Origin of the sequence: Nocardia sp. NPDC051756 (genome assembly GCF_040681495.1) — a bacterium.
GTDB lineage: Bacteria > Actinomycetota > Actinomycetes > Mycobacteriales > Mycobacteriaceae > Nocardia.
In genome coordinates, this window is the sequence record NZ_JBFAYV010000003.1 from 495,880 (window position 1) to 509,693 (window position 13,814).

A 13,814-nucleotide genomic window follows, 5' to 3' on the forward strand; every position below is an offset into this window, starting at 1 on the left:
CTAGCGCGGAATGTCCACGAGGACCCGGAAGCCCTTGCCGTCCGGGAACGCGGCGAGCAACGCGTCCATCGTCTTGTTCACGTCGAGATCGATCCCTTCGAGCGGGTCGAACAGGATCGGCCGCAGCACCTCGAGCGCGGGGCCGCCCTTGCCGATCAGCACGGTCAGATACCGGATGATGCGCTGCGCCAATGGGATGAACGGAATGACCTCGGTGCCGCCGCTCGACTCGACCACGCCGATCACCTCGTCCAGCAGCACCGGCAACTCCGCGCCGAGCGTGCGGCCGAGCCGTTCGGCGGCCGCCCGGCTCAATTCCAGCTGGTCACCGGATGATTCGGCTGCGGCGGAGCTGAGGAACCCGAGCACCCGCTGGATCAGCTCGCGGTTCTGCCGCAGCGTGGTGGCGAACATGCTGCCGGACCGCACCAGCTTCTCGATGCTCGGCCCGACATCCGCGACCGCCACATCCGCCCCGGCCAGGATGGCGTTGATGTCGTCGGCCCGGATCTGGGACAGCACCCCTTGGATGCCGCCGAGCGAACGCGCGATGGTCAGCGGCTGCACCACCCGATCGCCGCTCACCCGCGACCCATCGGAAAGATAGGGTCCCGCAGCGGTTTTCGGCGCGAAGTCGAGGTACTGCTCGCCGACGGCGGACAGATTCGCCACCGTCACCGTCGAATCCACCGGAATCCGATGCCGGGCCTGCACCGCCAGCTCGGCGGTGATGCCGTGCTCGGACTTGGCCAGCGTGCGCACCCGCCCGATCTGCAAGCCGTTCAACGTGACCGGCGAGGTCTGCATCAACCCGCCGGAGCTCGGCAGCTCGACGGTCAGCCGAATCGTCTTCTCCCCGAACGAGAAATCGAAGACGCCGTAGGCCAGGTACACGGTCGCGGCCAGTGCCATCGCGATCATGCCGAGCGCGGAGCCTGGTAGCTTGCTCATCGCACCAACCCCACCAAGCGCAGCACCGGCGTCACCCGATCGCGGAACGCCTGCTCGTTCGCCGCCACGATGCGCGCGTCCGCGACCGGATCGCCGGTGAGCGCGTCCGGCGGCGTCTGCGGCACGACATCGCTGATCGTCAGGTACGGCCGCCCCCGCGCGGACAGGAACGGGATCACCTTGTTCTCCAGCAGCGCGTCGACCGCGCCGAGCGTGCGCGGCAACTGGTTGGGCGCGGCGATGATGGCCTGTGCCAGCGGGGTCCACACGTCGAGGAACCGATGGACCGCCGCGGTCCGCGCGCCCGTCGTGGGATTATTCGGGTCGACCAGGCTGTCGTTGGCATAGCCAGCGAGGTCCCGGATGGCGTCGACGAAGTACAACACCTGGGGCAGCACCCGGCCCACCACGCCGAGCAGCACCGGCGCACCGTCGAAGATCAGCCGCCAGACATCATCGGCGTGGCCCAGGGTGTCCAGCACCGCCGTGGCGTTGTTCAGCATCGCGCTCAGCTGCGCGGTGGACTGGCCGATGCGTTCGAGCGCGACGGCCGTCTTCGCCATGAACTCCTTGAAATCACCGGGCTCGGCGGGGAAGGCCTGGTTGATGCTGCTCACGAAGTTCTGCACATACGGCACGTTGCCGCCGGTGACCCAGCCGACCACCGCGGTCATGTAGTCCTCGACGTTCACGGCCTGCTTGGTCTGGGTGATCGGGATCGTGTCACCCTGCGCCAGGGTCTTTCCCGAGGTCTGCGGCGGGATGCTCAGCTTGACGAAGGTGTCGCCGAACAGCGTCCCCTGTGCCATCTCCACCTTGGTCTCCACCGGCAGCACGACCTGTTTGTCGATCACCAGCACCGCGCCGGCCTGGTAGTACGGCTGCTTGTCCGCGGGCAGGCTCGGCACGTGCGCGTTCGGCGCGGGCCGGACGCTGACCGATTCGACCAGACCGACCTTCGCGCCGTTGAGTTCGACGTGGGTGCGCAACGGCAGCGTCAGCACATTGCTGAACTCGACCCGCACCTGATACGTCGGCTTGCCGTATCTGGTGCCCGGCAACGGCATATCCATCGGCCGCACCGCACACCCGGTGACCAGGGCGACCGCCAGCGCGAGCAGCGCGGCGACCCGCAGCGGCCGCGTCATCGCCGGCCCCCGGCTGCGAGCAGCAACTGCACCATGCCCAGGTCCATCGTCTGGCCGGGCGCGAAATCCCGGTTGCACGGCGGGTACCAGGGTGCGGCCATCGAACAGACGTCGCGGGCCAGCGCACTGTCGATCCGCACGCTCGGCGGCACGTATTGCAGCTTGCCCGCGCCCAGGTTCTGGTCGAACAGGCGCATCGCGCCCTGCACCGCGGGCGGAATGCCTTGCAGGAATTGCACCAAACCGTCTGTGTGGTCGAGCATTTGGAAGATCACCGGGAACGCGCCGTCGGCGACGAGCAGGATCAACCTGCCCCACTTGTAGGCGATCAGATTCGCGATGGGCGGCACCCAGACCCCGACGTCGTGCATGATCGCGGTGATGTCGGGGATCACCCGGTTGGCGATGTTCGTCGCGTCGGTCACCGCGGTGAGCAGGAAGTTCAGATCGTCGCTGCCCTGATCCAGGCCCTGACTGATCTTGCGTAGCTCCTTGAGCACCGCGCCGACCAGGTAGTTCGCGCCCGCCGCGGAGTCGCCGAGCACCTCGGACACGTTCTTGATCGCGCCGTTGAGCGGTACCGCGCTGTCGTCGACCTGCCGGGCGATCCGGGCCAGCGAATCGCCGAGCACGTCCGGTGCCGCGGCTTGCAGCGGTGCGTCGTGCGGCGTGCCGGTGAGATCCTCGGACAGACTCGCCACCGCCCGCATCGCCTCGCTGAAGCCGACCGGAGTCTTGGTGCGCGCCTGCGGAATACAGGTTCGGTAGTCGAAGGTGCCGCCGCCGGTATACGCGGGGCCGAGTTCGACGCGACGGTCGGTGACGATCGAATTGGCGATGGTCACCGCGCCGAGATTCGCGGGCAGGCGCACCGCGCGATCCACCGTCAGCCGGACGGTCACGCCCTCGGTCCGCGGTTCGATGTCGACCACGCTGCCGACCTGAATACCAAGCATGGTCACCTTGTTCCCCGGGTACAGGCCGACCGCGTCGCGGAACTCCGCGCACACCGTGAGCGGCGCGGTGTAGGAGTCGCGGTACTGCTTGCCGGTGACCGCGACCACCAGTCCCATCACGATCGCGATCACCGCGAGCGCGATCTTCACCCGCGGAGACCAGTTGCGCGCCAACGACATCCACCGCATCGCGGTCCGTCCCCTCAGCATCCCGGCCTGCCTTGCGGGCACAGCGGGGTATCGGTGACGACGGCACCGGAATGATCGACCCGGACGTACGGGTTGTCGCTGTTCTTCGCAAACCACTCCAGCAGGGAGCGCAGGTTCTGATCGAGGCCGTCCAGCGAGCCCTTGTTCCGCATCAGCTCCGCGACGCTCTTGTCGATCGCGTCGTACAGCTGCTCCAGCGGCGGACCGGCCAGGTTGTCCACCGCCGCGAAAATCGGTGTCACATAGTCGAATGCGCGGCGGATCTGCGCGACCAGGGTGATCAGCTCATCCCGGTTCGCCGCCACGACGCGGTACAGGCCGAGCACCTGCTCGCCGGCCAGGCTGATCCGGTCCAGCTTGTTCAGCACGGTGGTGACGTACTCCTCGGCGACCTTCAGCGCGCGCTCGAACTCCTGCTTGCGCGCCGCCACGATGGCCGAGAGGCGGTTGACGCTGGTGAGGATCTGGTTCAACGCGACCGGCTGTTCGTCGAACGCGCCGGACAGCTTCGCGATGGTCTCGCGCAGCTTGCCGACATCGAGCTGCCCGAGCGCGGGCACCGTCTCCTCGATGGCCGCGGCCAGGTCGTAAGGGGTTTTGGTGTGAGCGCGGGGAATGATCTTGCCCGCCGCCGTGCCCGCACCCGCGGGCTCGACCGACAGGTAGCGACCGCCGACCGGGGTCAGCAGTTTGATCCGCAGCCGGGAATCGACACCCACCCGCACCGCCTGGTCGAGGCCGAAGGCGATCTCCGCGTGGTCGTCGACCAGCGTGACGCTGCGGACCTTGCCGAGCGAGATGCCCGCCACCCGCACGTCGTCGCCGGCCCGCAGATCGCCGGAATCGGCGAAGTCGGCCCGATAGACGTTCTCCCCGAACGGAATAACGTAGGCGCCGACCGCGACGACCAGTGCCCCCACGGTGAGCAGGATCGCGGCGATGCCGATCCGGAACTCGAACCGCCGCTGTAGCTCCGCGCTACGTCCGTGTGTGACAAGTCCTTTCACTTGCAGGCCTCCATCCGCTCGGTGCCGAGCATGATCGAGCTCGGAATGGGCAGTCCGGCAAGACAACTCCAGCGCTCGCCTGCTTTCGGTTCGAGCAGCAGCCCGTTCAGCGAACGCGCGGCCAGCGGCACCGCGGCCAGCAGCTGCCGGACGAAGGTCACCAGCTCCGGCCCGAGGACCTGGTTGTACAGCCGCTCCCCGCCGGCGAAGTTGTCGTAATAGACGCCGGCGAGCTTGTCCAGCATCGGCATCGCGGCGTTCATCCCCGGTGCGGCGCGCGCGAGCAGGTCGCGCAGCAGGTCGAGCTGGTCATAGACGGTCCCGACCATGCCGAGCACCTGATCGAGCATCTGGTCGATCTTCGGCGACTGCCCCTCGAACCGGTGCACGATCGAGGCGAGGTTGTCCGCCAGCAGGATGACCAGCGGCTCCTGCCCGGACGCGACCCCGATGATCCGGTCCAGGCTGTCCATCACCGGCCCGAGCCCGCGCCCGTCCCCGGACACCACCAGCAGCAGGTTCTCCAGGAACTGGTCCACCGAACCGCTGGACAGGGTGGCGAAGATGGGCCGGATCGCGTCGAACAGCTCGGAGATGTCGAACGATCCGTGCGTGCGTTGCACCGGGATGGTCGACCCGGGCGGCAGCTCGTTGCCCGGCACCGCGATCTGTTGCAGCGCGAGATACCGGTTGCCGATCAACGACTGGAACAGCACCGCGGCCTCGGTGTTGTCGTAGACCTTCTGGTTGCGTGCGACGGTGAACTCGACGTATGCCACGGTGCCGTCGAGCTGGATCGCGGTGACCTTGCCGACCTGCACGCCGGCCATCCGGACGTCCGCGCCCTTCTGCAGGCCCGAGACATCGGAGATGTGCGCCGAGTAGGTGCGGACCGGCTCGGTCACCGGCGTCTGCAACGCCGTCCACAGCATGGCCGCCATCACCAGGATGACCACCACGACCACGCCGAGTCGCAGCGCGGCGGCACGGACCGGCTTCATCGACCGCCTCCCTGCGGAATGTTCCCGAAAAGTCCTGGCGGCAATGGCAATCCAGGAATGGCAGGCAGGCCGGGTGCCGGCTGCGGCCCAGCGGCAGCCACCTTCGGATCGCCGGCCAGATAGGGCAGGTTGGCGAGTAGCAGCTGCACCTGTAGCGATACCGTCCCGTCCGGATTGACCACGAACGCCTTGTCGATCTGGTCGAGCAACAACGGGATTCGGTGGTAGAAGCCGGTAAGTCCGTGCACCCCACCGGCCACCGGGGTGAGCGCGCTCAGCAGGGCGTCGATCACCTGGGTGAATCCCGGCTGCGGGAAGATGTTGATGACGTCGCCGATCACCTTGGCGACGAAGGTGGCGATCGCCTCCAGGTCGTCGTGCCGATTGACCAGGAAGTCCAGCCGCGCCGCCTGCGCCCGGAATCCGACCAGCAGATCCTGCGAAAAGCGCAGTACGCCTGCCGATCCCGCCTCGCCTTCGCGCAACATCGGCCGCGGATCGATGCCGACGAGCATCTGATCGCCGACCTTCATCCGGCCGAGTTCGATTGCGGTGGAGAACATCTTGGCGATGCCGTCCGCGCTGCCCTCGAACGCGAGCACCGCGCCGATCCGCCCGGCCGGGCCGGTGTCGATCTTGCCGAACTGTTCGCCGACCGCGCGGATCACCGAGGTCACGGTGATCGTCGGGCTGTCGGCGGGCAGGGTGATGGTCGCGCCGTCGCGCAGCAGGGTGCCGCGCTGCCCGAGGTAGTACAGCTCGAGCGCGGTCATGCCCAGGGTGTTCGAGGAGACGAATCTGGCCCGCACGTTGTCGGCCAGGTATGGCGCACTACCGGGCTCGACCGACAGCTGTAGGTATTGCTTACTGGCGCCACGACTTTCGATGCGGCTCACCCGGCCGATCCGCAACCCGTCCATTTTCACGTCCGCGCCGGGAGCGATACCCTCGCCGACCTGCGCGGCCTCGACGTTCACCAGGAACTGCGGGGTGAACCCGCCCTTGGCATAGGTGCTGAACACCAACGCGATGACCGCCAGCACGGCACCGCCGACGATCCCGCCGACGAACAACGTCACCGGCCCGGGCCCGCGGCCGGAAAGCTCCTGATACTTCGCAATCCCCATGTGCTACCCCGTGATTCGAATATCGCTGACGAGCACGCCCCACAGCGCGGTGGTCAGCAGCAGGTCGAGCACGATGATCAGGACCAGGCTGGCCCGGATCGCCCGACCCGACGCGACGCCGACGCCCTCCGGACCGCCCGAGGCGTAGTAGCCGAAGTAGGAGTGCACGAGAATGATCACGACGACGAACACGACCGCCTTGAACAGGGACAGCAGAATGTCCTTCGGTTCCAGGAACGCCTCGAAGTAGTGGTCGTAGGTGCCGCCGGCCTGTCCGTGGATCACCTTGATGAACAGCGCGCTGGCGAAATAGCTGCACGCCAGCGACGCCAGGTACACCGGGACGATGATCAGCACGCCGGCGATCACCCTGGTCGTCACCACGAACGGAATCGGTTCCACCGCAGTCGCTTCCAGCGCGTCGATCTCCTCGGAGATGCGCATCGCGCCGATCTCGGCGGTCATCCGGCAGCCCGCCTGGGCGGCGAAGGCGATGGCCGCGATCAGCGGGGCCAGCTCGCGGGTGTTCGCGAAGGACGAGATGAAACCGACCAGCGGACCCATGTTCAGCATGTCCAGGATCCGGAACGCCTCGATGCCGATCATCGCCCCGGTCATCAGGCCCATGAACACCACGACGCCGACGGTGCCGCCGCCCACGATGATCCGGCCGTTGCCCCAGCCGATATCCATGAACACGACACCGATCTGGCGGCGGTAGCGGGTCAGCGTGCGCGGGATGGCCTTCAGCACGTGGTAGGCGAAGGCGAATTGGTGGCCGAGCGCGACCACCGGGACGACGGCATTCGCGGCCCGCTCCAACGGGCGGACCAGGCGAGGCGGCAGGTAACCCATCAGAACCCCATGCTGTCCGGCAGCCAGATCGACAACAGCTGGGTAATAAGCACATTGGCGGCGAAGGTGGTCATGATGCCGATCACCACGGTGGCGTTGACGCAGTCCGCGACGCCCTTGGGCCCGCCCTGCGCCTCGAAGCCGCGCTGGCTGGCGACGAAGACCACCAGCACGCCGAAGATGATGGTCTTGACCATCGCGACGATCAGATCGGTGGTGCCGGCGAAGGCCGCGAACGAATTGAAGAACGCGCCCGGCACCCCGCCCTGCACCAGGGTCATCATGTAGATCGTCGACATGCCGACGAACACGATCAGGATGCAGAGCAGCGGCCCGACCAGAACCATCGCCGCCAGCCGCGGCGCGACCAGCCGGTGGTTCGGGTTGATGCCGAGCGTGCGGATCGCGTCGATCTCTTCCCGGATGGTGCGCGCGCCGAGGTCCGCGGCGATGGCCGCGCCGACCGCGCCGCCGAGCAGAATGCCCGAAACCATCGGCGCGCCTTGGCGAATCACGCCGAGTCCGCCGGCCGCTCCCGCCTGTGAGGTGGCGCCGACCTGGGCGGCGAGCGAGCCGATCTGCACCTGGATGATCGCGCCGAACGGGACCGCGATCAGGATCGCGGGCCAGCCGGAGACGCTCATCATGAACCAGGCCTGGGTCAGCGTCTCGCGCCACGGATGACGCAGCGCGAGGATGTCGCGGATCAGGCCGGTGGTCGAGTCCGCGGCGAGTAAAACCAACCGGCCGAAGGTGCCGATGGAGCCGAGCAGGGTGTGCCAGGCCCAGGAGATCAGGGCGAGGACCAGTCTGACCACTGCCGGAATAGGTTGCGACACAGTGATTTGCGGATTCTGGCTGTCCGGCTGGATCGTCGGCGCGCTCATCTGCGAGAGGTCTTACGTCGATTCGAATTCTGCATTGCCGAACACCCGCCAATCAACCGTCTGAGACAGACTATCGTGCGTTGTACCGCTCCGTACACGGTTTCGCCGACTCCGTTGCCCTCACCCGTCCGGCGTCCACCACGCGACTACCGCTTGTGCGTCGGATCCGTTCAGAGTCAACGTGTCCCGAGTGAGGGAGATAGCCGAACCGTCGCCCGAACTCACGATGCCGGCGCCCGATCGGGCCGCGTCCGTGCGAATCGGCGTCGAACTCGCAAGCTCGAAACCCTTGAAGTACCAACCACTCGGCCCCGCGCAGACCACGAAGAGCGTCTGCGCGGTCATGCCGACAATCTGTGCGCGATTCCACTCGTCGCATCGCGCGGAGACGCCATCGCCACCGAACCAGCCGTAATGGTTGGCCGACGGATTCGCGAAGCCCGGCAGGCCGTCGGGGACCACCGCGGTATAGGCAGCGCTGTCCGGCCGGGACGGCGGAATCGGTTCGGCCACAACGGCGGGCGTCGGCGCGGTCGTTGTCGTGACGCGCGTCGAGGACGGCGCGGCGGTCGTTGCCGCGGGCGACGCCCCGGCAACAATCACGATCTGCGGCGGTGCGCCCAGATGGGTGCGGAAGTAGCCGGCGAAGCCGATGCCGCCGCCCACCAACGCCGCGGCAACCAGTGCGGCAACACCGTAGGCGAAGGCCGATCGACGCTCGTCCACAACCCCTCCTCGGAGCATTTTCAGCGAACTGTCCCAGACAATTGCTACCATAGCGTGACTCAGACTCCGCGATGACGCAATCAGCTCCCGCAAGCACAGGTGGATATCGAATGAAAGCCAAGATGAAGGCCCTCTTCCCGCTGGCGATCGCCGGAGCGACGCTGTCGCTGACGCTGGGCGCATGCGGCACCGGCAATGTGCGCAGCAGCGACATCACCATCACCGTCGCGCCGACCACCACGGCCGCGAGCACCGCGGCCGGTTCGGGACTGCCGAAGCCACTGACGGCGGCGGAGCTGGACAAGAAGCTTCAGGACCTCTTCGGCAAGGGCGAGGTCGCCGACGACGCCCGCCTGGCCGTCGTGCAGGGCGGCGAGGCGTTCCGCGGCGATCTCACCGAATTGCGAAAAGCGATGTCGGAGAACCCGAATGCCCGCTTCGGCGTGGTCGCCGATTCGGTGCAGCTCAACGGCGACATCCTGGAGGCCGAGTTCTGGCTGGACAAGGACGGCAACGGCAACCGGCGCTCGGCGCCGCTGAATCTCGCCGCGGACCACGGAGATTGGAAGATCCCGAAGAACGAGATCTGCGGGATTCTCGCGCAGACCGACTACAAATCTCCGGCCTGCAAGTAGACCGGGAACCGACCGTGTTCGCCTGGCTCGGCCGCGGGGTCTATCGCGCCCGCTATCTCGTCATCGCCGGATTCGTTGTCGTGCTGGGTTTTTCGGGAGGATACGGGCTCGGCTATCAGGACCGGCTCACCGCACAGGGCTACTTCGACGACACCAGCGAGTCGGTCGCGGGTACCGTGCTGGCCGACGACACCTTCGGCCGCGACTTCGACGGTGACGTGGTCGCGCTGTACACCGCGCCGCCCGGCACCCTGATCACCGATCCCGAGCTCGACGCGGCGGGCAAGGCGCTCACCCAGCGGCTGCTCACCGAATTCCGTCCGCAGGTCAAGGATGTCACCGGCTACTGGAACGGCAGCCTGGTGAAGAACCGTTTCCTCGACCCGACGCGCACGCACGCGTTCATGAGCATCGGCCTGCAAGGGACCGGCGACACCGACAGCGTCGAGTACTACAAGCAGATCCGCGACGAGCTCGCCATTCCCGGGCTGGAACTTCGGGTGGCCGGGCGGGTTCCGGTCGCCGACGCGGTCGGGCTCACCATGAAGCACGACATCCGGCGGATGGAGCTGATCGCGCTGCCGCTGGTGGCGGTCGTGCTGTTCTTCGTCTTCGGCGGGGTGATCGCGGCCGCGCTGCCGTTGATCGTCGGCGGGCTGACCATTGCCGGCGCCTGGGGTCTGATGAAGCTGCTCACCCAGGTGATGGCGGTGAATCAGTTCGCGGACGCGGTGATCACGCTGATCGGGCTCGGTCTGGCCATCGACTACGGGCTGTTCATGGTGAGCCGGTTCCGGGAGGAGATCGCCGAGGGCCGCGACACCGAACAGGCCGTGCGCACCGCGGTCATGACCGCGGGACGAACCGTCGTGTTCTCGGCGACCATCATCGTCGTCTGTGTCGCGGGCGTGTTGATCTTCCCGATGGGGTTCCTGCGGTCCGTCGCGCTCGGCGCACTGCTCGCGGTGTCGCTGGCCGCGCTGCTCTCGATCACCGTGCTGCCCGCGTTGCTCGGCGTGCTCGGCAAGCGGGTGGACGCGTTCGGGCTGCGGCGCTTCGCGCGGACCAGGACCACCGCGCAGATCGACGCGTCGTTCTGGTCGCGGCTCGCGACCTGGGCGATGAAACGGCCCGCGCTGCTGGCCTATCCGATCATGCTGGTGCTCGTCGCGCTGATGCTGCCGTTCTTGCACGTGGAGTACACCGGGATCACCGAGAAGTATCTGCCGCCGGACAACGGGACCCGGGTCGCTCAGCAGGAATTCGACGCGCTGTTCCCCGCGGAACGCACCAACCCGCTCAAGCTGGTGATCACCGGCGCCGATCGGCAGGTCGCCGCGCGGATCGCGGCGGTCGCCGGCGAAACTCCCGGCCTCACCGGCGAATTCCAGAAGCCGGTGGCCGCGGGGATGGCCAAGGACGGCGCGAACGTGAAGGTGTTCCAAGCGGGACTGCGGGATTCGCGCGACGCGGACGCGGCGATCGCCCGGCTGCGCGGCATCACCCCGCCCGACGGCGTGCGGATGTATGTCACCGGCATGCCCGCGCTGGAACGCGACAGCATCCACGGGATCATCGAGCGGCTGCCGATCCTGCTGATGATTCTGGTGCTCGCGTCCTTCGTGATGATGTTCCTCGCGTTCGGCTCCTTCGTGCTGCCCGTCAAAGCCGTGCTGGTCAGCGCGCTGAGCCTGACCGCGACGCTCGGCTTCCTCGCCTTCGTCTTCTACGACGGGCACGGCGCCGACCTGCTGAACTTCACCCCGCAACCGCTCAGTTTCCCGGTGCTGGTGATCATCATCGCGATCATCTTCGGGCTGTCCACCGACTACGAGATCTTCCTGATGTCGCGGATGACCGAGGCGCGCGAGCGCGGCGCGCCGACCCCGGAGTGCATCCGGTACGGGATCGCGCACACCGGCGGCATCATCACCGCGGCCGCGCTGGTGCTGATCATGGTGACCGGCGCGTTCGGATTCTCCGATCTGGTGCTGATGAACTACATCGCCTACGGCATGATCGTCGCACTTGTCCTGGACGCCACCGTGATTCGCCTGTTGCTGGTGCCCGCGATCATGCGGCTGCTCGGCGATCGCTGCTGGTGGGCGCCCGGCTGGGCCAAGCGGTTGCACCGCCGGATCGGGCTGGCTGAAGCCTATTCACCCGACGCTCCGAATGATCCTGTCGTAGAGAAGGTTTCGGTATGAGATGGATTGCCCGAACGCTGATCTGTCTGGCCGCGTGCGCCACCGGGTCGGTGCCGGTAGCCGCCGCGCAGGCGGATGCCGCCATGATCGACTGCGGCGACTCGGCCAAGGCCGGTGCGCGACTGGACATCACCTGTCACAACCCGACCGCCGAGGCCGGAACGGTGTCGGTGACCTGGGTGTGCAGCACGCCGCTCGACTTCACCCGGCGCATCGTCTTCACCGAACCGGACCACACCATCGCGGCCGGATCGGCCCTGCGATTCACCCGGGACTGCGGCCCGGACCAGGTGGTTCTCACCTATCAGGCGTGGCCGGTGACGGTCGCCCAGCAGCAGGACCAGAACACCCGATTGGACCGCATTCGCGACAAGCGCGACCGCGAGATGGGCAGGAACTGAATGTACAGATATCGCACCGGGCTGCTGCTGCAACGCGTGCAGGAGCGGACGACGGCGACGAAGGCGCTGCTGTTCAGCGAGCTGAAGAAGGCGGTACTCGGCGCGTTCCTGATCGGTGCGGCCGCGATCGCGCTGCTGTACACGACCTTCTTCGTATTCCTGCTGGTCACCGAGGCGGCCGAGGCGCTGCTTCCGCGCTGGGCCGCGTATTTCCTGGCCGCCCTGGTGATGCTGCTCTTGTCACTGGCCGCCGCCGGGCTCGGACTGCACCGGGTGCTGCGCATGCGGCTGGCCGGCGCGGCGGCCAACGCCTACCGCAAAGCGCGGCAGGCGTTTTCGCCGTCCTGGTGATCGGTCAAGCAGCCGCGCCGTCTTCGCCGAAACCCGGCAGCCAGCGGGAGACCAGCTCGACGAACGGCCCCTCGGCGTCGAGCTGGGCGCACACCCCGACGACGCCGGCGAACACCCGGCCGAGCATGGCCAGCTCCGGAATCTCGGTCGGCGCCTTGACCGCCCTGGTGTTGGTCAGCGACACGTTCTTCATATCGAGCGCGCGAGCGGTGTGTCCCTGCAACAGTTCTCGGCTGATGTGCACGCTGTCGCCATTGATCTGCGCCACGATCGGCGCGACCAGTCGTTCGATGGGGGCGAGTTCCAGCGCGTGGCCGGGGCGGACGAAACCGTTGTCCTGCAGCACGATTGCCAGCTGCTCGTAATCCTCCTGCACCGCGCAGTGGGCCAGTTCACCGATCACCGCCGGGATCCCGCCCGGCAGCGCGATCGACGCGCCGAAGTCGATGACGCCGAGCCGCCCGTCGTCGAGCAGCTGGAAGTTCCCGGGATGCGGGTCGCAGTGCAGGTAACCGACTCGCACGGGCGAAGACAACGAGAATTCGACCAGCAGCCGTCCCGCACGATCGCGCTGCGCCTTGCTGCCGTCGACAATGATCTTGGCCAGCGGCGTGGCCTGCATCCATTCCGAGACAAGCACTTTCGGCGCGCTCGCGATCACCTTGGGCACGTGGAACGCCGGATCGCCCGCGAACACCTTGGCGAAGCGCCGCTGATGGTCCGCCTCGATCCGGTAGTCCAGCTCGTCGGCGGTGCGGTCGATGAACTCGGCGATCAGCGACTTGGTGTCCGCGCCCGGCAGCATGAGACCGAAAGCGCCGGAGAACATCTGGAGCATCTTGAGGTCCGACATGAGCGCCGTGTCGGCGCCGGGATACTGCACCTTCACCGCGACGGTGCGGCCGTCCCGCCACATCGCGCGGTGCACCTGCCCGATGCTGGCGGCGGCCACCGGCTTGTCGTCGAACTCGGTGAAACGCTCGCGCCACCGGGTGCCGAGCTGCTCGGCGAGCATGCGATGCACCGAACTCGTCGGCATCGGCGGCGCCTGCGACTGCAACCGGGTGAGCGCGTCGCGATAGCGATCCGCGAAACGCGGCGGGATGCTGGCCTCGGCGACGCTCAGCGCCTGGCCGAGCTTCATCGCGCCGCCCTTGAGCTCGCCGAGCACCGCGAACATCTGGTCCGCGGCCTTGTCGATCAGCTCGTCGTCGAGTTCGCCGCGCGGTGCCCCGGTCATGATCGCGCGACCGGTCGCGGTGACCCGGCGGGCCATGATGCCCATCGGCAGTCCGGCCAGTTTCGCCGACCGCGCCAACCCTTTACGCCTACTGCCTGCCATGGTTACCTCG

14 protein-coding genes are annotated in these 13,814 nt (G+C 67.4%); 4 read left to right on the top strand and 10 right to left on the bottom strand.

Annotation, left to right across the window (positions count from 1 at the left end):
• The 9 genes from AB0M22_RS13960 to AB0M22_RS14000 all read right to left on the bottom strand — a co-directional run bounded on the left by AB0M22_RS13960 (position 1) and on the right by AB0M22_RS14000 (position 8,868).
• Positions 1–951, bottom strand: a complete 951-nt coding sequence (locus AB0M22_RS13960) for an MlaD family protein (RefSeq protein ID WP_364725317.1) — start codon at positions 949–951, stop codon at positions 1–3.
• Complete coding sequence (locus AB0M22_RS13965) at positions 948–2,099, bottom strand: MlaD family protein (RefSeq protein WP_364725320.1); 1,152 nt, start codon at positions 2,097–2,099, stop codon at positions 948–950. Before AB0M22_RS13965 ends, AB0M22_RS13960 begins: the two co-directional genes overlap by 4 nt.
• Entirely contained in the window at positions 2,096–3,265 is a 1,170-nt protein-coding gene (locus tag AB0M22_RS13970) for an MlaD family protein (protein WP_364725323.1), read from the bottom strand. Before AB0M22_RS13970 ends, AB0M22_RS13965 begins: the two co-directional genes overlap by 4 nt.
• The gene (locus AB0M22_RS13975) at positions 3,259–4,272 is read right to left on the bottom strand and encodes an MlaD family protein (protein WP_364725326.1); all 1,014 of its coding nucleotides are present in this window, start codon (positions 4,270–4,272) and stop codon (positions 3,259–3,261) included. Before AB0M22_RS13975 ends, AB0M22_RS13970 begins: the two co-directional genes overlap by 7 nt.
• Complete coding sequence (locus tag AB0M22_RS13980; protein ID WP_364725329.1) at positions 4,269–5,273, bottom strand: MCE family protein; 1,005 nt, start codon at positions 5,271–5,273, stop codon at positions 4,269–4,271. The genes AB0M22_RS13975 and AB0M22_RS13980 overlap by 4 nt, the downstream gene beginning before the upstream one ends.
• Positions 5,270–6,400 (bottom strand): MlaD family protein, encoded by a 1,131-nt coding sequence (locus AB0M22_RS13985; protein ID WP_364725332.1) that lies wholly within the window; start codon positions 6,398–6,400, stop codon positions 5,270–5,272. Before AB0M22_RS13985 ends, AB0M22_RS13980 begins: the two co-directional genes overlap by 4 nt.
• 3 nt (positions 6,401–6,403) lie before the next feature.
• Complete coding sequence (locus AB0M22_RS13990) at positions 6,404–7,255, bottom strand: ABC transporter permease (protein ID WP_364725335.1); 852 nt, start codon at positions 7,253–7,255, stop codon at positions 6,404–6,406.
• The gene (locus AB0M22_RS13995; RefSeq protein ID WP_364725338.1) at positions 7,255–8,073 is read right to left on the bottom strand and encodes an ABC transporter permease; all 819 of its coding nucleotides are present in this window, start codon (positions 8,071–8,073) and stop codon (positions 7,255–7,257) included. Before AB0M22_RS13995 ends, AB0M22_RS13990 begins: the two co-directional genes overlap by 1 nt.
• Before the next feature lie 189 nt (positions 8,074–8,262).
• Positions 8,263–8,868: a hypothetical protein gene (locus AB0M22_RS14000; protein WP_364725341.1), complete on the bottom strand. Its 606-nt coding sequence runs from the start codon at positions 8,866–8,868 to the stop codon at positions 8,263–8,265.
• Between the two features lie 110 nt (positions 8,869–8,978).
• On the opposite strand from AB0M22_RS14000, the gene AB0M22_RS14005 reads away from it, so the two are divergent.
• The 4 genes from AB0M22_RS14005 to AB0M22_RS14020 are packed head-to-tail and all read left to right on the top strand — an operon-like array spanning position 8,979 to position 12,462.
• A complete protein-coding gene (locus tag AB0M22_RS14005; protein WP_364725344.1) occupies positions 8,979–9,503 on the top strand; it encodes a hypothetical protein in 525 nt (174 codons plus the stop codon).
• A 14-nt stretch (positions 9,504–9,517) separates the two neighbouring features.
• A complete protein-coding gene (locus tag AB0M22_RS14010; RefSeq protein WP_364725347.1) occupies positions 9,518–11,710 on the top strand; it encodes an MMPL family transporter in 2,193 nt (730 codons plus the stop codon).
• Complete coding sequence (locus AB0M22_RS14015) at positions 11,707–12,111, top strand: hypothetical protein (RefSeq protein ID WP_364725350.1); 405 nt, start codon at positions 11,707–11,709, stop codon at positions 12,109–12,111. The genes AB0M22_RS14010 and AB0M22_RS14015 overlap by 4 nt, the downstream gene beginning before the upstream one ends.
• A complete protein-coding gene (locus AB0M22_RS14020; protein ID WP_364725353.1) occupies positions 12,112–12,462 on the top strand; it encodes a phage holin family protein in 351 nt (116 codons plus the stop codon).
• A gap of 4 nt (positions 12,463–12,466) precedes the next feature.
• Here the strand turns inward: AB0M22_RS14020 and AB0M22_RS14025 are convergent, their stop codons facing one another.
• Entirely contained in the window at positions 12,467–13,804 is a 1,338-nt protein-coding gene (locus tag AB0M22_RS14025; RefSeq protein ID WP_364725356.1) for an AarF/ABC1/UbiB kinase family protein, read from the bottom strand.
• Between the last annotated feature and the right edge of the window lie 10 nt (positions 13,805–13,814).